Here is a 17,814-nt window from a genome sequence, read left to right as displayed (position 1 = left end):
CGGGCAGTGCCGGTCGGCCCGGGCGACGACTACTTGCGGACGATGTCCGCCACGAAGAACTGCGAGTTCAGGCCGTTGACGCCGTATCCCGAGACATCACTCGCCGCGACGACGATCTGCGGGTAGAGGTACAGCCACACGCTCGCCGCGTCCTCGGCGATCTGCTCGTTGACGAGCTTCAGCTTCGCGGTCTGCTCCTCGGTGGTCGTCGCCTGTTCTGCCTCCGACACCCACTGGGTCACCTCGGGGTTGTCGTAGCCCCAGTAGAAGTCCGGGTTGCCGTACCAGACGACGTCACGGTCGTTCACGTGCTCCTGGAGCGTCGCCTGGAAGTCGCGTTCCTTGAACACCTTCGAGTACCACTCGTCCGCACTGATCGTGTTGATCTCGACCGTGATGCCGACCTTCGCGAGTTCACTCTGGAGGAACTCGGCGACGGCCGGGTGCGGGTCGTAGCTCGGGGTGTCGAGCGTGAACGTGAAGCCGTCGGCGAAGCCCGCTTCGGCGAGCTGCTGCTTGGCGAGCTCGGGGTCGTAGGGGTTCACCTGCGTGAGGTCTTCGTACCAGGGGTCCGTCGGCGGGACCATCGACCCGATGAGTGTGCCGTAGTCACCCCAGATGGACGAGAGCAGCTTCTTGGTGTCGATCGCGGAGTACACGGCCTTCCGGACGAGCGCCTGGTCGAACGGGGCGACCCGGTCGTTGAAGGCGAGCAGCTCCTTCGTCGTGGAGTCGCCGTCGGAGACGACGTAGTCCGCGTTGTCGGTGAACTGGCTCAGCTGGTCGGGGCTCTGCACGCTCGTGATGATGTCGATCTGCTTCGTGACGAGCGCATTGCTGAGCGCGGTCGCGTCGGTGAAGTAGGTGAAGACCACCTCCGCGTTCTTGGCGGGCTCACCCCAGTAGTCGTCCCAGCGCTCGAGGCTCAGAGTGCTGCCGCGCTTCCAGTCGCCGAGCGTGTACGGACCTGTGCCGTCCTCGGTGGTCTTGAGGTCCTTCGCCGCGTCGTTGACGATCCAGACGTAGCTCAGGTTGTAGATGAAGGAGATGGAGCGCTCGGAGAGGGTGATGACGACGGTCTTGTCGTCGGGGGTCGCGATGTCCGAGATCACCGCGAAGCTGCTCTTCCGCGCCGACTGCGAGTCCTCGGCGGTCACGGCCTCGATGCTCGACTTCACATCTGCCGAGGTGAGTGGGTCGCCGGAGTGGAAGGTGACACCGTCCTTGAGGGTGAAGGTGTACGTCAGGCCGTCGTCGCTCACGGTGCTGTCGGCGGCGAGCACGGGCTCGACCTCGCCGTCGTCCGTGAGGCGGTAGAGGCCCTCGTACACGTTGCCGGTGAAGGCCTCCGTGACGCCCTGGCCGCCGCCGCCGGTGTTGCTGAGGTTCTGCGGCTCGTAGAGCGAGCCGACGGTGATGGTCGCGTCGTCGCCCGTCGCCGAGCTGCCACCACCACCGGCGCAGCCGGCGAGGGCGACGGCGGCGGCGACGGACAGGGCGACGAGCCCGATGGTTCTCTTCACGGATACTCCTGTGGTGTGGGGGTGCTGGTGCTGGGTGCGGGCTGTGGCGGTGTGGACGGGTCAGACGGCGTAGAGGTCGAAGCCCTCGCGGAACCGGGCGATCCGTTCCCCGGCGAGGACCGCTCCGGCGAACCGGTTCTGCGGCGGCGGCATCGGACAGTTGTACTGCACGGAGAAGCCGCAGGGCGGCACGAACGCGCGGTTGAAGTCGAGGACGACCTCGCCCGCCGTGCCGAAGCCGCCGTCGTCGGTCCGCTGCACGAACAGGAACCGGCCGGCGCCGTAGGTGCCCGATTCGTCGTCGCGACCGTTCGTCGCGTCGCCGAACACGAGGAGCAGCGTGCCGCCGTCGTCGAAGGCGCTCATCGTGTACTCGACCCCGTCTCGCGTGAACACGATGTCGCCGGGGACGACGAGCTCCCGTGATCCGCCGTTGTCGCGGATGTGCTCGAAGGGCACGGTCCGCGAGCCGTCGACCGGCGTGAACCGCGCCGTCTGGACCCAGGCGGGGTCGTACGGGAAGACCTCGATGCCCTCGAACGCGCGGATGGCGGGTGCGTTCGCGTCCCAGCGGCGGACACCGACCTCGTCCTGGCCCGTGTCGAGGTGGGTGCGGCGGAGCGTCGTCACCGTGACGCCGCTCGGCTGCTCGGCGGCGATGGCGGCTGCGGCCTCGTCGACGGTGGCCGGCGTCTCCTCCGGGAGCCACCGTGTCTCGACGAGGGCGAGGTTGCCGAGCGGCGAGGTCACGGCGGCTCGGCGGTCGTCGCGCCAGGCGTCGTGCTCGGCGATCGCGTTCGGCTGCGGGGCGGTGTGGATCGGCATGTCTCGATTCTCCGGATGACGGCGGGCGGGTCCCAATCGTGTGTCCTTCGGAGTCCAGCTCGTTTCGGGCGGGAACTATTCCCGAGCCCGGCGACGACCCTTCGTAGGACGGCGAGCGACGGGGTCGCGCCGTTCTGGGAGGATGTCCTCATGAACGCCACGCTCGTCCGCATGCCCGCCGATCGACTGCGGGGGTGGATGCTCGCCGCGAACGCGCAGTACCGCCTCGAACGCATCGAAGCGGGGGAGACCGAGGCGGAGGCGACGGCGAAGGCGGCGCAGTCCCTCGCCGAGACGTTCCCGGCCGGCCGGCTCCAGGTCGGACACCTCGTCTTCGAGGTGGTCCTCGACGACGCCGCGGTCGGCGTGCTCTGGATCGGACCGCGGAGCACGAGCCACCCGGACGAGTGGTGGGTCTGGGACGTGGAGATCGACGAGTCGTTCCGTGGCCGTGGGCTCGGTCGGCAGGCCATGCAGCTCGCCGAGACGGCGGCCAAGGAGCAGGGCGCGAAGACGCTGGGGCTGAACGTGTTCGGGTTCAACCGGATCGCGCGCGGCCTGTACGAGTCGCTCGGCTACGAGACGATGGCCGTGCAGATGCGCAAGGCGCTCTAACGCGGGTCCAGCCCGTCGATCAGATCGGTCATGACCCGGTCGGCGAGTGATGGAGGCTTCGGGTGCCCGTCGGCGGTGGTCCGCGAGGTCGTCGCGCGGTCGAGCGCGAGGACCTCTCCGTGGAGGTGCTCCATCTTCGCGTCGAGCCTGGAGGCCGCCTCGGCGGCGTGCTTGAGCTCGGCGAGCAGGCTGTCCGGCACGGCCTTGTCGTACTTGTAGTAGATCTTGTGCTCGAGGCTCGCCCAGAAGTCCATGGCGATCGTCCGGAACTGGATCTCGACGGGCACCTGCACGACGCCGTCGGACATGAACACCGGAACCTCGACGATCACGTGGAGGCTCTGGTACCCGTTCGGCTTCGGGTTCGCGATGTAGTCCTTGACCTTCACCACGGTGATGTCCTGCTGGCTCGTCAGGAGTTCGAACACCTTGTACGTGTCGGAGATGAAGCTGCAGGTGACGCGGATGCCCGCGATGTCGGTGATGTGTTCGCGGATGTCGTCGATGTCCTGCCCGTACTGCTTGCGTTCGATCTTGCCGATGATGCTCTCCGGCGACTTCAACCGCGAGCTGATGTGCTCGATCGGGTTGTAGTCGTGGATCTGCGTGAACTCCTCCTTGAGGATGTTCAGCTTCGTGGTGATCTCGTCGATGCCGAATTTGTACAGCATCATGAACCGCGTGAACTCGTCCTTGAGGCGCTTCAGCTCCTCGAGGTTGTCCGACGACGTTGGTCCGGTCATGGGCGTGCACTCCAGCTCTGTCTCCGACGGGCCGACGGCCCGCTCGCACTCTACTGAAGCGGCCTTGGAACGCCTCTCAGCCTCCTGTGAATCAGGACCGTGCCGGGCGCTTCAGTGCTGCAGGGCCGCGCGGCGGCGTGACGAGGCCTGGAGCCGGCGGGCGCGCCCGGCGGTCAGCATCAGGCCGAGGACGACCCCGGCGACGGCACCGGACGTGTTCGCGAGGAGGTCGCGGGGATCGCTCACGCGTCCGGGGATCGCGAGCTGCGCGGCCTCGATGCCGACCGTCAGCGCCGCTGCGACGAGGATGGCGAGCCACCAGCGCCGCCGTCCGAGCAGGAGCAGGAAGAAGACGCCGATCGGGACGAACATGGCGATGTTCGCCCCGAACTCGAGGCGTTCATAGGTGATCCAAGCCGTCGACTCCCACCGAGCGAGGACGTCGACGAGTCGGTACACGAGGGATTCGGTCCTGCCGTCGAAGGGCCGAGGGCCGAGGGTGATGGTCGCCACGAGCGCGAGGTACACCACGGTGAGGGTGCTGAGCACGGGATGGCGGCGGAACATCGGCCCAGCATGCCCGAGTCACCTTGGCGGCGCTTGAGTGTTCCCTGGACGGGGGCGATGCGTCGCCGATGAGGCCGGTCGGATCGTCAGCAGCGCGTCAGCGCCCTCGCAACCGCTCGATGTCGCGTCGTTCACGCTTCGTCGGTCGACCGGCGCCCCGGTCGCGGACGGCCACGACCTGTCGTTCCGCCGGCGTCGGCAGCGGGGGAGAGCGGTCGATGAGACACTCCGCCGCGACGTCCGCGCCGACCCGTTTCGCGATGAGGCGCCGGACCTCCACGATCCGGTCGAAGCCCGCCACGCGGAGCCGGACCTCGTCGCCGATCCTGACGGCCTGTGCCGGCTTCGCCCGATCGCCGTTGACCCGGACGTGGCCGGCTCGGCAGGCGGTCGCGCCGGCCGAGCGGGTCTTCGTGAGCCGGACCGCCCAGATCCATGCGTCGACGCGTACGCTCGACGGGCTGTCCATCCTCCGATGGTAGAGCAGCCCGTCGGTAGACTCGACCCGTGACTGACGGGGCGGGGCGCGGGGCTCGACGGACCGGTGAAGACCGCGTCGTCACCCTCCCGAACGCGCTCAGCGTCTTCCGGATCCTCCTCGTCCCGGTCTTCCTGATCCTCCTCGTGCAGGGGCAGGACCTGTTGGCCCTCGCGACGCTCGCGTTCTCCGGCGTCACCGACCTGCTCGACGGGTGGATCGCGAGACGGTTCGACCAGATGACGAAGCTCGGCCGTCAACTCGATCCGGCCGCCGATCGCCTCTACATCCTCGCGGCGTTGATCGGTCTCGCGGCCCGCGGACTGATCCCGTGGTGGTTGCTCGTCGTCGTCTTCGCCCGCGACCTGCTGCTCGTCGGGCTCGCCGTCGCGCTCCACCGGTCCGGTGCCGGCGTGCTGCCGGTCATCCGCGTGGGGAAGTGGGGTACGGCGCTGCTCTTCATCGGGCTCCCGGTCCTCATGCTCGGCCAGGCGTTCCCAGCCGTCGCGATGATCGCGGCGCCGCTCGGTTGGGTGTCGGTGATCGCCGGAGCGACGCTCTACTGGTGGGCCGGCATCCTCTATCTGCTGCAGACCGTGCGCATCGCGGGGGATGCCCGTTCGAAGCAGCGGGAACGGGCCGGATCCGGCGGGTCACCCTCGACCGGGCGGCTCGACACCGACGCCACATCGGATACGCTTGACGGAGAGGAGGTCGACGGTGGCTGAGCACGATGAGAAGTATCCCGCGACCGGGGCGTACACGCCGGGAGCCGTCGACGACGGTGCCCCGACGAGCGGCTCGGGCGATCGGGAAGTCGACACGACACTCACCTTCGGTGAAGACCTCGGAGCGGCCCTCGCGGCGATCGACTCCGACGTCACCGCTGAGGAGCACGAGGCGATCGCGGCCCTGCCGTCCGGCTCCGCCCTGCTGATCGTCCGTCGTGGTCCGAACGCCGGTGCGCGGTTCCTCCTCGACGCCGACGTCACGACCGTCGGACGTCACCCCGAGGCCGACATCTTCCTCGACGACGTCACGGTGTCGCGTCGGCACACCGAGTTCCACCGTCACGGGACCGCGTTCGAGATCCGCGACCTCAACTCGCTGAACGGCACGTACTTCGACGGTGTCCGCATCGACAAGGCGATCCTGCGTGACGCCGCCGAGGTGCAGATCGGCAAGTTCCGCCTCACCTTCTACGCGTCGCGGATCGACCTCGCCTCCCAGCTGGGAAGCTAGTGGCGGCAGCCAGCGCGAACGCGCGAAGCGACGGCGCTCCGCTGCTGAGCATCGGGCAGGTGCTCGCACGCCTCACTCCGGAGTTCCCCGAACTGAGCAATTCGAAGCTCCGGTTCCTCGAGGAGCAGGGGCTGGTGTCCCCGGCACGGACGAAGTCGGGCTACCGGAAGTTCTCGAGTGAGGATCTCGAACGTCTGCGGCTGATCCTGTCGATGCAGCGCGACCACTACTTCCCCCTCAAGGTCATCCGCACCTACCTCGTCGAGGTCGACGCGGGACGGTCGCCCCTGTTCCCGGGTAGCGGGCAAGCCGTCGGCGCGCCGTCGATCCATCCCGGCGTTCGCCGGTTCTCGCGGAACGAATTGATCCGCGAAGCCGGCGCCACCCCGATGCTCTTCAACGACGCCGTGAGCGCGTCGCTGATCCTGCCCGCCGAGAACTACGGCGAGGACGTCGCGTCCCTCCTGAGGATCCTGGTGGAGTTGCAGCGCTCCGGCATCGAACCACGGCACCTCCGTGGGTTCCGCGCCTCGATCGAGCGCGAGGTCGGGCTCATCGAGAGCGCGTTGAGCGCCGTCGCCAAGCGGAACGACGCCGCCGGCCGGGCACGCACCGCCGACCGGGCGCTGGAGATCGCCGCACAGCTCGAGGGTGTGCGGTCGAACCTCGTCCGCTCGGCACTCGAGCGACACCAATCCTCCTGATCGACCTCCCAGGGCGTAGACTGCCCTCATCCATCACGGCCAGGTCACAGTTCGATCACTCGTCACGACACGCCGCCCGTTTCGAACGGATGTCGCAGCGTTGACCGGGGCGGATCGGTAGCGTGGTGGGAGTGGTCAAGCCGTCTCGACGCCCCCGTCGAGACCGTACCGACCGTGCAGCGAACATCGAGGAGAAGCAGACATGAGTGAACTCAGTCGCGACGGGGCGTCACGGTACGGTGACCTCGGGCTGCTGTTCACCGACGGGCTTCCAGAACTCGAAGAGGGCCAGGGCTACCGCGGAGCGGTCGCCGCCCGTGCAGCCGGCATCAGCTACCGCCAGCTCGACTACTGGGCCCGGACGGGTCTGGTCGAGCCCACCGTCCGCGGCGCATCCGGATCCGGAACGCAGCGCCTCTACGGCTTCCGCGACATCCTCGTCCTCAAGCTCGTCAAGCGACTGCTCGACACGGGCATCTCCCTGCAGCAGATCCGCACGGCGGTCGACCAGCTCCGCGAAGCGGGCATCGTCGACCTCGCCCAGACCACGCTCATGAGCGACGGCGCGAGTGTGTACCTCTGCACCTCGAACGACGAGGTCATCGACCTCGTCAGCCGCGGACAGGGCGTCTTCGGCATCGCCGTCGGCAAGGTGCTGCGCGAGGTGGAGTCCACGCTCATCGAGTTCGACGCACAGTCGGCCGACCCCATGGACGAGCTCGCAGCACGTCGCTCCGCTCGTAGCGCCTGACCCGAGCCGAAGGCGCAGGTCCTGAGCCTGTCGAACGGCTCACCGACGCGCGCCACACGTTCCCTGAGCACGCATCCCGGGTACTGGGTGCTCCTGCCGGTCCCTGAGCCTGTCGAAGGGCGACCCGAGCGAGCGCCTGGGCCGGGAGGCGGCCGAACGTTCTCGCCGCGACCTCAGCTGTCGGTGGAGGGCGCTTCGACGGCGGCGGGGCTGGTGACGGCAGCCGGCTCCGGGGGAGCGCCGTCGGCGTACTCGCCGACGCGGCCCGTGCGCAACACGCGGTCGAGGAGTGAGTCGAAGTTCTTCGCCATCTCCTGCGCCGTGTCACCCGGCCACACGTGGACGGGCTTGGCGGCACCCTGAGCCTGCTGGAGGGACGTGCGCTCCAGCAGCTGCGGGTTGAGGATGAGGGGACCGAACATGTCGCGCAGTTCCTTGATGCGGAACTGGTGCTCCATCGACTGCGGACGCACCCGGTTGACGATGATGCCGAGCGGCTGCAGCCGGGGGCTCAGCCCGCGACGGATCTCCTCGACGGCGCGGAGGGCGCGGTCGGCTGCGGAGACCGAGAACAGGCCCGGCTCCGTGACGACGGCGACGCGGTCGCTCGCCGCCCAGGCGGTGCGGGTGAGCGCGTTGAGCGAGGGGGCGCTGTCGATCAGGACGAGGTCGTACTCCTCCTCGACGTGCGCGAGCGCCTCTTCCAGGCGCCAGATGTCGCGGATGCTGGGGTGCGGGCCGTCGAAGTTGATCGCAGACGGGCTGCCGATCATGACGTCCATCTTGCCCGGGTGGATCTTCGTCCAGCCGCTCGCCACGATCGCCTGCTCGACGATCTTCTTCTTCGGCGAGGTCAGCACATCCGTCACCGTGAGGTGCCCTGCGACGTCGACGGCCATGCCGGTCGAGACGTCGGATTGGGGGTCGAGATCCACGACCAGCGTGCGGATGTCCTTCGAGAACGCGGCGGAAGCCAGGCCAAGGGTGACGGTGGTCTTGCCGACGCCCCCCTTCAGGGAGCTAACGCTGAGTACATGCACAAGGCTCAACGTTACCGTGACTAGGCTAGGGAATCTCAACGTTTGCTGAGTTGGCTGTTGTGGGAAGGGTTCCATGTTCAGGAAGATTCTTGTCGCCAATCGCGGAGAGATCGCCATCCGGGCGTTCCGTGCCGCGTACGAGCTGGGGGCGAAGACGGTTGCGGTGTTCCCCTATGAGGACCGCAACTCGATGCATCGGCTGAAGGCCGATGAGGCTTACCAGATCGGCACGGAGGGTCATCCGGTGCGCGCCTACCTCGACGTCTCGGAGATCATCCGCGTCGCGAAGGAGTCGGGCGCCGACGCGATCTACCCCGGGTACGGCTTCCTCTCAGAGAATCCCGAACTGGCCGAGGCCGCCCGGGCAGCCGGCATCACCTTCATCGGTCCGCCGTCCTCCGTCCTGGAGATGGCCGGTAACAAGGTGACCGCCAAGGAGCACGCCATCGCGGCCGGGGTCCCGGTCCTGAAGTCGACGCCGGCCAGCCGCGACATCGAGGAGCTGCTCGCCGGTGCCGCCGACATCGGGTTCCCGATCTTCGCGAAGGCGGTCGCCGGTGGTGGTGGACGTGGCATGCGCCGCGTCGACAACGCCGAGGACCTCCGCGGAGCCCTCGAAGCCGCCATGCGCGAGGCGGACAGCGCCTTCGGCGACCCGACGATGTTCCTCGAGCAGGCCGTCGTCCGCCCCCGGCACATCGAGGTCCAGATCCTGGCGAGCGCCGACGGCGAGACCATCCACCTCTTCGAGCGCGACTGCTCGGTGCAGCGCCGACACCAGAAGGTCGTCGAGATCGCGCCGGCCCCGAACCTCGACGAGGACACCCGTCAGGCGATGTACCGCGACGCCATCGCGTTCGCCAAGTCGATCGGCTACGTCAACGCCGGGACGGTCGAGTTCCTCCTCGACACCGCGGGGGAGCGGGCCGGCCAGCACGTGTTCATCGAGATGAACCCGCGCATCCAGGTCGAGCACACCGTCACCGAGGAGGTCACCGACGTCGACCTCGTCCAGTCGCAGATGCGCATCGCCGCCGGCGAGTCGCTCGGCGACCTCGGCCTCACGCAGGAGTCCCTGCACCTCCGCGGCTTCGCGCTCCAGTGCCGCATCACCACCGAGGACCCCACGGCGGGCTTCCGTCCCGACACCGGGAAGATCACGACCTACCGTTCTCCGGGCGGAGGCGGCATCCGACTCGACGGCGGTACGGTCGCCTCCGGCGCCCAGATCAGCCCCCACTTCGACTCGATGCTCGCGAAGCTCACCTGCCGCGGGCGCACCTTCGAGGCGGCCGTCACCCGCGCCAAGCGCGCCCTCGCCGAGTTCCGCATCCGTGGCGTCTCCACGAACATCCCGTTCCTGCAGGCGGTCCTCGAAGACGCCTCGTTCGTGGCCGGCGACCTCAGCACCTCCTTCATCGACGAGCGTCCGCAGCTCCTCCGCGGGCACGTCTCGAAGGACCGCGGGACGAAGATCGTCAACTGGCTCGCCGACGTCACGGTCAACCAGCCCAACGGGTCGCGTCCGTCCGGACCGGACCCGGTCGAGAAGCTGCCCGCGATCGACATCACGACCGACGCCCCGGCCGGCTCGCGTCAGCGGCTGCTCGAGCTCGGGCCGAAGGGCTTCGCTGACGCCCTCCGCGCCCAGACCGCCCTCGCCGTGACCGAGACCACCTTCCGCGACGCCCACCAGTCGCTCCTGGCCACGCGCGTCCGGACGAAGGACCTGCTCGCGGTCGCACCGTTCGTGTCGCGGCTCACCCCCGAACTGCTCTCCGTCGAGGCCTGGGGTGGCGCGACGTACGACGTGGCCCTCCGCTTCCTCGGTGAGGAGCCGTGGGAGCGACTGGCCTCGCTGCGTCAGGCGATGCCGAACATCGCTATCCAGATGCTGCTGCGCGGCCGGAACACCGTCGGCTACACGCCCTATCCCACGGAGGTGACGAACGCCTTCGTGCGGGAGGCCGCCGACACCGGTATCGACATCTTCCGGATCTTCGACGCCCTCAACGACGTGTCGCAGATGCGCCCGGCCATCGATGCGGTCCTGGAGACGGGGACGACCGTCGCAGAGGTCGCGGTCTGCTACACCGGCGACCTGCTGAACCCGGCCGAGGACCTGTACACCCTCGACTACTACCTCCGTCTCGCCGAGAAGATCGTCGAGTCCGGTGCCCACGTGCTCGCCATCAAGGACATGGCGGGGCTCCTCCGTCCATCCGCGGCGGCCAAGCTCGTCGCGGCGTTCCGCGAGCGGTTCGACCTGCCGGTCCACGTGCACACGCACGACACCCCCGGTGGACAGCTGGCGACCCTCCTCGCGGCGAGCAACGCGGGCGCCGACGCGGTCGACGTCGCGAGCGCGCCGATGGCCGGCACGACGAGTCAGCCGTCCGCTTCCTCGCTGGTCGCCGCGCTGGCCCACACCGAGCGCGACACCGGCATCTCCCTGCAGGGGATCGCCGACCTCGAGCCCTACTGGGAGGCCGTCCGCGCGATGTACCGGCCGTTCGAGTCAGGACTCGCGGGCCCGACCGGTCGCGTGTACACGCACGAGATCCCGGGCGGTCAGCTGTCGAACCTCCGCCAGCAGGCGATCGCGCTCGGACTCGCAGACCACTTCGAGCTCATCGAGGACATGTACGCGGCCTCCAACAAGATCCTCGGTCGGGTGCCCAAGGTGACCCCGTCGAGCAAGGTCGTCGGCGACCTCGCCCTCCACCTCGCCGCCGTCAAGGCGGATCCGGCGGACTTCGAGGCCAACCCCGACAAGTACGACGTCCCGGACTCCGTCGTGGGGTTCATGGCGGGCGAACTCGGGGAGCTCCCGGGCGGATGGCCGGAGCCGTTCCGCTCGAAGGTCCTCGCCGGTCGTTCGGTCGACATCGGGATCACGCCGATCTCCGCTGAGGACCAGGCCTCGCTCGACGGCGAGTCCACCGAGCGCCGCTCGACCCTCAACCGCCTGTTGTTCCCGGCGCCGACCAAGCAGTTCGAGCAGCAGCGCGACCTGTACGGCGACCTCTCCGTCGTCGACACCGCCGACTACCTGTACGGCCTCGAGCCGGGCATGGAGCACGTCGTCGAGATCGACAAGGGCGTCCGGCTGTTCGTCGGGCTCGAAGCGATCGGTGCGGCCGACGAGAAGGGCATGCGCACCGTCATGGCGACCCTCAACGGTCAGCTGCGGCCGGTGTTCGTCCGCGACCGCAGCATCGAGGTCGACTCCCGCGCGGCCGAGAAGGCCGACACCTCCGTCCCCGGCCAGGTGGCCGCGCCGTTCTCCGGTGTCGTGACCGTGAAGGTCGCCGTCGGCGACCGCGTCGAGGCCGGCCAGCCGGTCGCCTCGATCGAGGCCATGAAGATGGAGGCGGCGATCACGACCGCCGTCGCCGGCGTCGTCGAGCGCCTCGCCATCCCGGCGACCCAGCAGGTCGAGGCGGGCGACCTGCTCGTCGTCGTGAAGCCGAGCGCCTGACCCTCCCGAGACCGGCCGCGCCCCTTCTCGAGGCGGCGCGGCCGGTCTCCGCGTCCACCACACCTGTCCCGCCCGGAAGGATCCAACCCGTGACGACACGACCCATCAGACACTTCGGCGACCCGGTCCTGAAGGCTCCGACGGCCGAGGTCGTCACGATCGACGACGACGTCCGCAGCCTCGTCCGCGATCTCGTGGACAGCGTGGAGCTCCCCGGCCGTGCCGGCGTCGCCGCGACGCAGATCGGCGTCGGACTCCGCGTGTTCAGCTACAACGTCGACGGCGTCATCGGGTACCTCATCAACCCGAAGCTCGTCGAGGTGCGCGGCGAACTCGAGGAGATCGGCGAGGGCTGCCTGTCGGTACCCGGGCTCTGGTTCCCGACGCCGCGCCATCCCTACGCGCGTGCCGTCGGCATCGACCTCGACGGGCAGGAGCTCGTCGTCGAGGGTGAAGGACTCCTCGCCCAGGCGTTGCAGCACGAGACCGACCACCTCGACGGCATGCTCTACCTCGACCGGCTGTCGAAGGAGCACCGCCGCGAGGCGATGAAGCAGGTCCGCGAGAGCGACTGGTTCTAGACGCCGGTCGACGCCCGGCGGTCGTCGACCGACCGCCGAGCTCGTCGAGGCGCTACTTCAGGGACATCCCCTGGGTCTCGGGCGAACCCGCTCCGAGGTACATGCCCTCGATGGTCTCCGCGAAGTCCTTGAGGATCACGTTCCGCTTGATGCTGAGCTTCGGCGTGAGGTGACCGCTCGCCTCCGTGAGCTCGTCGTCGAGGATGACGAACTTGCGGATCGACTCCGCGCGGGACACCTTGGTGTTGGCCTCGTCGATGGCGCGCTGGACGGCGGCGAGCACTGCGGGGTTCCGAGCAGCCTCGGCGGCGCTCATTGACGCGTCCTGGCCGTTGTTGGCGAGCCATGAGGGCAGCATCTCGGTGTCGAGCGTGATGAGGGCGCTGATGAACGGCTTCTGATCGCCGACGACGACGACCTGTCCGACGACCGGGGTCGCGCGGATCGGGTCCTCGAGCGCCGCCGGGGCGACGTTCTTCCCGCCGGCGGTGACGATGATCTCCTTCTTCCGCCCGGTGATCGTGAGGAAGCCGTCGGCGTCGAAGGAGCCGATGTCGCCGGTGCGGAACCAGCCGTCGTCGAAGGCCTCCGCCGTCGCCTCGGGGTTCTGCCAGTACTCCTTGAAGACGTTGATCCCGCGCACCTCGACCTCGCCGTCGTCGGCGATGCGGAGGGAGACGCCGGGGAGTGCCGGTCCGACCGTCCCGATCTTCGACTTCTGGGCGAGGTTGACCGTCGCGGGCGCGGTGGTCTCGGTGAGGCCGTAGCCCTCGAGGATCACGATGCCAAGCGCATGGAAGAAGTGACCGAGTCGCGGACCGAGTGGAGCGCTGCCGGAGACCGCGTACCGCACCCGGCCGCCCATGGCCGTGCGGATCTTCGACAGCACGAGGCGGTCGAGGACCCGGAACTTCACCTTCAGGCCGAACGGTACGGAACCGCTCTCGAGGGCCTTCGAGTAGGCGATCCCGGTCTCGGCGGCTGCACGGAAGATTTTGCCCTTGCCGCCGGCCTCCGCCTTCTGCTCGGAGGAGTTGTAGACCTTCTCGAAGACCCGGGGGACCGCGAGGAGGAACGTCGGCTTGAACGTGCCGAGCGAGGGGAGCAGCTGCTTCGTGTCGGGCTGATGGCCCGTCTTCACGCCGGAGTGCACGCACAGCACGGCGATGAAGCGCGCGAAGATGTGCGCCGTCGTGATGAAGAGGAGGGTGGAGGCACCGGGAGCGGACACGACGTCCTTGAGTGCGACTGCCGAGTTCCGCGACAGCTCGACGAAGTTCGAGTGGGTGAGGACGCACCCCTTCGGCCGACCGGTCGAGCCGGAGGTGTAGATGAGGGTCGCCATGTCGGAACCCACGGCGAGGTTGCGACGGCGTTCGATCTCCTCGTCGGGGACGTCGACGCCGGCGGCCGCGATCTTGTCGAGGTCACCGAGATCGATCTGCCAGACCCGCGCGACGTCGGGGAGGTCACCGTGCACCTCGTCGAAGCGGGCGAACTGGTCGGGTGTCTCGACCAGCACGCTGGTCGCTCCCGAGTCGCTGAGGATCCACTGCACCTGGCTCGGCGAGCTGGTCTCGTAGATCGGGACGAGGAGTGCTCCGGCGAACCAGACGGCGAAGTCGATGAGGGTCCACTCGTACCGGGTCTTGCACATGAGCCCGATCTTGTCGCCGGGTTCGATCCCCGCGGCGACGAGGCCCTTCGCCAGGGCGACGACCTGCGCGTGGAATTCGGCGGTGGTCACGTCCACCCACTCCGACCCGCGGGGAAGTGCGAACAGCGCGGCGTCGGGCGCAGCAGCCAGGCGCTTCACGAGCAGATCGGTCGCATTGGCGGATGGGTCTGCTGCGACGACTGCAGGGACGTCGAACTGTTCCACGGCAACTCCTTCGGTACCAGGTCGGCAAGATGTTGCTCCATCCTAGAGCACGGGTGTTTGCGCGGTTTCTGTGGCGCGCAGACGCTCAGTAGACTCGACTGCGGCGCGCGGGCGACCGACTCGACTGACGGTCGGTCACACGCCGCTGCCGGTATCGGCGACATCAGGACAGGGAGACGGCACCGTTATGGCAAACGCGATCGGCATCGACATCGGCGGGACGAAGATCGCGGGCGGGGTCGTCGACGACGACGGCCGGATCCTCGCGGCCGGGCGCACGCCGACGCAGGCCTCCGATCCCGACGCCATCATCGACGACGTCGTCGCCATGGTCCGGTCCTTGGACGACGGCAGCATCTCGAGCGTGGGCGTCGCAGCGCCGGGGTTCTTCGACGCCACGCGCTCGACCGTCTACTACTCGCCGAACATCGCCTGGCGGAACGAGCCCCTGCAGGCCCGGCTGGCCGCGCGGCTGCCCGACAAGGTCGTGACGATCGAGAACGACGCGAACGCCGCGGGTTGGGCCGAGTTCCGGTTCGGTGCGGGGCGCGAGGAACGCAGCATGGTCATGGTGACGATCGGCACGGGTGTCGGCGGGGCGATCGTCCTCGACGACCGGCTGCTGACCGGTGGTTTCGGCAGCGGTGCGGAACTGGGACACATGCGCCTCATCCCGGACGGGCTGCCCTGCGGCTGCGGCGCGCGTGGCTGCGTCGAGCAGTACTGTTCGGGGAACGCGTTGCTCCGGCTCGCGAACGAGGCCGCGGACGCCGGTGGCGACGGTGCCGCCCTCGCCCGGGCCCGGGCCGCGGCCGGCGGACTGCTGAACGGACACCACGTCTCCGCGCTGCTCGAGTCCGGTGATCCCGGCGCCCTCCGATGCCTCAACGAGCTCGCCGATCTGCTGGGGCAGGCCCTCGCGAGCATGTCGGCCATCCTCGACCCCAACATCTTCGTGATCGGCGGCGGCGTCGCCCAGGCCGGCGACCTCCTCCTGGACCCCGTTCGTGAGGCGTTCCTGACACACCTCCCGGCGCGCGGGTTCCACCCGGAGCCGTCCTTCAGCATCGCGCAGCTCGTGAACGACGCCGGGGTCATCGGCGCCGGCGATCTCGCCAGGAGCGCCCTCGTCCTCGGCTGACGACGACGGCAAGACGGAGGAGCACGATGTTCTACTGGTTCATGAAGTACCTGGTCGCCGGCCCGATCCTCAAGTCGATCTTCCGGCCGTGGGTGATCGGCGCCGAGAACATCCCGGAGCACGGCGGCGCGATCATCGCCAGCAACCACCTGTCCTTCATCGACTCGGTGATCCTCCCGCTGTGCGTCGACCGGCGGATCTCCTTCCTGGCCAAGAGCGAGTACTTCCGCGGCAAGGGTTTCGGCGGCTGGGCCACGAAGACCTTCATGCTCGGCACAGGGCAGCTCCCGATCGACCGGTCGGGCGGCAAGGCCTCCGAGGCCTCGCTCAACACCGGGCTCGCGGTCCTCGGTGGCGGTCACCTGCTGGGTATCTATCCGGAGGGCACCCGCAGTCCCGACGGGACGATGTACCGCGGCCGCACCGGCGTCGCGCGGATGGTGCTCGAGGCAGGGGTCCCCATCGTCCCCGTCGCGATGATCGACACCGAGAAGGTCATGCCCATCGGCACGAAGCTGCCCCGGATCCGTCGGATCGGGATCGTCATCGGCAAGCCGCTCGACTTCTCGCGGTTCGAGGGCATGGAGGGGGACCGCTTCATCCTCCGCAGCGTCACGGACGAGTTGATGGTCGAGCTCCGCAAGCTCTCGGGCCAGGACTATCGCGACGTCTACGCCACGAGCGTCAAGGAGCGCGCCGCGTCGGCGTGACGCTAAGCTGAAAAACCGGGCCGCGATCGCGGTCCGTTCCCCCTTCCGGGCGGGCTCCGGAGCGCGTCCGGTCGAAGAGAAACAGGAAATCCGTGTCCCACGCTACAGAACCAGTCGTCATGGCCGAACCCTCGGTGATCGCCGGACTGGACTATTGGCGTGAGCTGCCGATCAAGCAGCAGCCGTCATGGCCGGACCAGGCCGCCGTCGCGCGTGCCTCCGCCGAACTCGCGACCCTCCCTCCGCTGGTGTTCGCCGGCGAGGTCGACATCCTGCGCGACCGCTTGGCCAGGGCGGCGAGCGGCAACGCGTTCCTGCTCCAGGGCGGCGACTGCGCCGAGACCTTCGCCGGCGCGACGGCCGAGCAGATCCGCAACCGCGTGAAGACGGTCCTGCAGATGGCCGTCGTGCTCACGTACGGTGCGTCGATGCCGGTCGTCAAGATGGGCCGGATGGCCGGGCAGTTCGCCAAGCCGCGCTCCAACGACTCCGAGACGCGGGGCGACGTCACCCTGCCCGCCTACCGCGGCGACATCGTCAACGGCTACGACTTCACCCCGGAGTCGCGCACGGCCGACCCCGCTCGGCTCGTCAAGGGGTACCACACCTCCGCATCGACGCTGAACCTCATCCGGGCGTTCACCCAGGGCGGGTTCGCCGACCTCCGCGAGGTCCACAGCTGGAACAAGGGGTTCGCCGCCAACCCGGTGAACCACCGCTACGAGGGACTGGCTCGCGACATCGATCGTGCGATCAAGTTCATGGAGGCGGCCGGAGCCGACTTCGACCAGCTGCGGGGTGTCGAGTTCTACTCGAGCCACGAGGCGCTGCTCATGGACTACGAGCGACCGATGACGCGGATCGACTCGCGGACCGGCACGCCGTACAACACCTCCGCCCACTTCGTGTGGATCGGGGAGCGGACCCGCGAGCTCGACGGCGCGCACGTCGACTTCCTGTCGCGCGTCCGCAACCCGATCGGCGTGAAGCTCGGCCCCACCACCTCGGCCGACGACATGCTGCGTCTCATCGACAAGCTCGACCCCGAGCGCGAGCCCGGGCGCCTGACGTTCATCACGCGGATGGGTGCGGGCAAGATCAGGGACGCCCTGCCTCCGCTGCTCGAGGCGATCAAGGGTGCCGACGCGACGCCGCTCTGGGTGACCGATCCGATGCACGGCAACGGGCTCACGACGCCCACCGGCTACAAGACGCGTCGCTTCGACGACGTCGTGGACGAGGTCAAGGGGTTCTTCGAAGCCCACCGCGCCGCAGGGACGCACCCCGGCGGCATCCACGTCGAGCTCACCGGCGACGACGTCACCGAGTGCCTGGGCGGCTCGGAGCAGATCGACGAGGCCACCCTGGCGACGCGGTACGAGTCGCTGTGCGATCCTCGCCTCAACCACATGCAGTCGCTGGAGCTCGCCTTCCTCGTGGCGGAGGAACTCGCCGCCGCGAAGTAGGTCTCACACGACGAAGCGCCCGTGCCGGATCCGGCATGGGTGCTTCGTCGTGTGACAGCCGTGTG

17 protein-coding genes are annotated in these 17,814 nt (G+C 68.7%); 10 read left to right on the top strand and 7 right to left on the bottom strand.

All coding sequences use genetic code 11. From position 1 onward, the window contains the following. Positions 1–29: 29 nt before the first annotated feature. Both BWO91_RS10985 and BWO91_RS10980 read right to left on the bottom strand, forming a co-directional pair. A complete protein-coding gene (locus tag BWO91_RS10985; RefSeq protein WP_240555466.1) occupies positions 30–1,523 on the bottom strand; it encodes an ABC transporter substrate-binding protein in 1,494 nt (497 codons plus the stop codon). Between the two features lie 60 nt (positions 1,524–1,583). Next, complete coding sequence (locus BWO91_RS10980) at positions 1,584–2,348, bottom strand: DUF1684 domain-containing protein (protein ID WP_079002585.1); 765 nt, start codon at positions 2,346–2,348, stop codon at positions 1,584–1,586. A gap of 150 nt (positions 2,349–2,498) precedes the next feature. Between BWO91_RS10980 and BWO91_RS10975 the strand changes: the two genes are divergently transcribed. Continuing rightward, positions 2,499–2,963 (top strand): GNAT family N-acetyltransferase, encoded by a 465-nt coding sequence (locus BWO91_RS10975; protein WP_064297018.1) that lies wholly within the window; start codon positions 2,499–2,501, stop codon positions 2,961–2,963. Here the strand turns inward: BWO91_RS10975 and BWO91_RS10970 are convergent. From BWO91_RS10970 to BWO91_RS10960, 3 genes are all read right to left on the bottom strand, one after another. Beyond that, positions 2,960–3,706 (bottom strand): GTP pyrophosphokinase, encoded by a 747-nt coding sequence (locus BWO91_RS10970; RefSeq protein ID WP_079002584.1) that lies wholly within the window; start codon positions 3,704–3,706, stop codon positions 2,960–2,962. The two genes, BWO91_RS10975 and BWO91_RS10970, sit on opposite strands and share 4 nt — an antisense overlap. A gap of 111 nt (positions 3,707–3,817) precedes the next feature. Then, entirely contained in the window at positions 3,818–4,273 is a 456-nt protein-coding gene (locus BWO91_RS10965) for a VanZ family protein (protein ID WP_079002583.1), read from the bottom strand. Positions 4,274–4,370: 97 nt separating this feature from the next. Next, on the bottom strand, positions 4,371–4,742 hold the full coding sequence (locus tag BWO91_RS10960; protein WP_079002582.1) for an RNA-binding S4 domain-containing protein: 372 nt from the start codon (positions 4,740–4,742) through the stop codon (positions 4,371–4,373). A 38-nt stretch (positions 4,743–4,780) separates the two neighbouring features. On the opposite strand from BWO91_RS10960, the gene BWO91_RS10955 reads away from it, so the two are divergent. From BWO91_RS10955 to BWO91_RS10940, 4 genes are all read left to right on the top strand, one after another. Continuing rightward, on the top strand, positions 4,781–5,479 hold the full coding sequence (locus BWO91_RS10955; protein WP_079002581.1) for a CDP-alcohol phosphatidyltransferase family protein: 699 nt from the start codon (positions 4,781–4,783) through the stop codon (positions 5,477–5,479). Further along, positions 5,472–5,993, top strand: coding sequence for an FHA domain-containing protein (locus tag BWO91_RS10950; protein ID WP_086473205.1), 522 nt, complete (start codon positions 5,472–5,474; stop codon positions 5,991–5,993). The genes BWO91_RS10955 and BWO91_RS10950 overlap by 8 nt, the downstream gene beginning before the upstream one ends. Further along, the gene (gene ftsR / locus BWO91_RS10945; protein ID WP_064297015.1) at positions 5,993–6,697 is read left to right on the top strand and encodes a transcriptional regulator FtsR; all 705 of its coding nucleotides are present in this window, start codon (positions 5,993–5,995) and stop codon (positions 6,695–6,697) included. Before BWO91_RS10950 ends, ftsR begins: the two co-directional genes overlap by 1 nt. Before the next feature lie 202 nt (positions 6,698–6,899). Then, positions 6,900–7,448, top strand: a complete 549-nt coding sequence (locus tag BWO91_RS10940) for a MerR family transcriptional regulator (protein ID WP_064297014.1) — start codon at positions 6,900–6,902, stop codon at positions 7,446–7,448. 173 nt (positions 7,449–7,621) lie between these two features. Here the strand turns inward: BWO91_RS10940 and BWO91_RS10935 are convergent, their stop codons facing one another. Beyond that, a complete protein-coding gene (locus BWO91_RS10935) occupies positions 7,622–8,488 on the bottom strand; it encodes a ParA family protein (protein WP_079002579.1) in 867 nt (288 codons plus the stop codon). 73 nt (positions 8,489–8,561) lie between these two features. Here BWO91_RS10935 and BWO91_RS10930 point away from each other — a divergent pair, with 73 nt between their 5' ends. Together BWO91_RS10930 and BWO91_RS10925 are read left to right on the top strand one after the other, a co-directional pair. Next, positions 8,562–11,969 carry a pyruvate carboxylase gene (locus tag BWO91_RS10930; protein WP_079002578.1) on the top strand — a complete coding sequence of 1,136 codons (3,408 nt, stop codon included), beginning with the start codon at positions 8,562–8,564 and terminating at the stop codon, positions 11,967–11,969. Between the two features lie 89 nt (positions 11,970–12,058). Continuing rightward, positions 12,059–12,550, top strand: coding sequence for a peptide deformylase (locus BWO91_RS10925; RefSeq protein ID WP_079002577.1), 492 nt, complete (start codon positions 12,059–12,061; stop codon positions 12,548–12,550). A gap of 52 nt (positions 12,551–12,602) precedes the next feature. Here the strand turns inward: BWO91_RS10925 and BWO91_RS10920 are convergent, their stop codons facing one another. Next, positions 12,603–14,432, bottom strand: a complete 1,830-nt coding sequence (locus tag BWO91_RS10920) for an AMP-dependent synthetase/ligase (protein WP_079002576.1) — start codon at positions 14,430–14,432, stop codon at positions 12,603–12,605. 187 nt (positions 14,433–14,619) lie between these two features. Between BWO91_RS10920 and BWO91_RS10915 the strand changes: the two genes are divergently transcribed. The 3 genes from BWO91_RS10915 (at position 14,620) to BWO91_RS10905 (ending at position 17,749) form a co-directional block, all read left to right on the top strand. Further along, positions 14,620–15,573 (top strand): ROK family glucokinase, encoded by a 954-nt coding sequence (locus BWO91_RS10915; RefSeq protein ID WP_064297010.1) that lies wholly within the window; start codon positions 14,620–14,622, stop codon positions 15,571–15,573. A gap of 26 nt (positions 15,574–15,599) precedes the next feature. Further along, a complete protein-coding gene (locus BWO91_RS10910; protein WP_064297009.1) occupies positions 15,600–16,283 on the top strand; it encodes a lysophospholipid acyltransferase family protein in 684 nt (227 codons plus the stop codon). 119 nt (positions 16,284–16,402) lie between these two features. Further along, the gene (locus tag BWO91_RS10905; RefSeq protein WP_056005400.1) at positions 16,403–17,749 is read left to right on the top strand and encodes a class II 3-deoxy-7-phosphoheptulonate synthase; all 1,347 of its coding nucleotides are present in this window, start codon (positions 16,403–16,405) and stop codon (positions 17,747–17,749) included. Positions 17,750–17,814 lie beyond the last annotated feature (65 nt).

Source organism: Plantibacter flavus (genome assembly GCF_002024505.1).
Taxonomy (GTDB): domain Bacteria; phylum Actinomycetota; class Actinomycetes; order Actinomycetales; family Microbacteriaceae; genus Plantibacter; species Plantibacter flavus_A.
Note: the sequence above shows the minus strand (reverse complement) of the source record. Positions and strands in the feature narration are given on the sequence as shown.

Coding starts and splice junctions, on each gene's coding strand:
- BWO91_RS10930 (WP_079002578.1), top strand. CDS start 8,562: ATGTTCAGGAAGATTCTTGTCGCCAATCGCGGAGAGATCGCCATCCGG.
- BWO91_RS10940 (WP_064297014.1), top strand. CDS start 6,900: ATGAGTGAACTCAGTCGCGACGGGGCGTCACGGTACGGTGACCTCGGG.
- BWO91_RS10965 (WP_079002583.1), bottom strand. CDS start 4,273: ATGTTCCGCCGCCATCCCGTGCTCAGCACCCTCACCGTGGTGTACCTC.
- BWO91_RS10910 (WP_064297009.1), top strand. CDS start 15,600: ATGTTCTACTGGTTCATGAAGTACCTGGTCGCCGGCCCGATCCTCAAG.
- BWO91_RS10960 (WP_079002582.1), bottom strand. CDS start 4,742: ATGGACAGCCCGTCGAGCGTACGCGTCGACGCATGGATCTGGGCGGTC.
- BWO91_RS10905 (WP_056005400.1), top strand. CDS start 16,403: ATGGCCGAACCCTCGGTGATCGCCGGACTGGACTATTGGCGTGAGCTG.
- BWO91_RS10915 (WP_064297010.1), top strand. CDS start 14,620: ATGGCAAACGCGATCGGCATCGACATCGGCGGGACGAAGATCGCGGGC.
- BWO91_RS10980 (WP_079002585.1), bottom strand. CDS start 2,348: ATGCCGATCCACACCGCCCCGCAGCCGAACGCGATCGCCGAGCACGAC.
- BWO91_RS10975 (WP_064297018.1), top strand. CDS start 2,499: ATGAACGCCACGCTCGTCCGCATGCCCGCCGATCGACTGCGGGGGTGG.
- BWO91_RS10970 (WP_079002584.1), bottom strand. CDS start 3,706: ATGACCGGACCAACGTCGTCGGACAACCTCGAGGAGCTGAAGCGCCTC.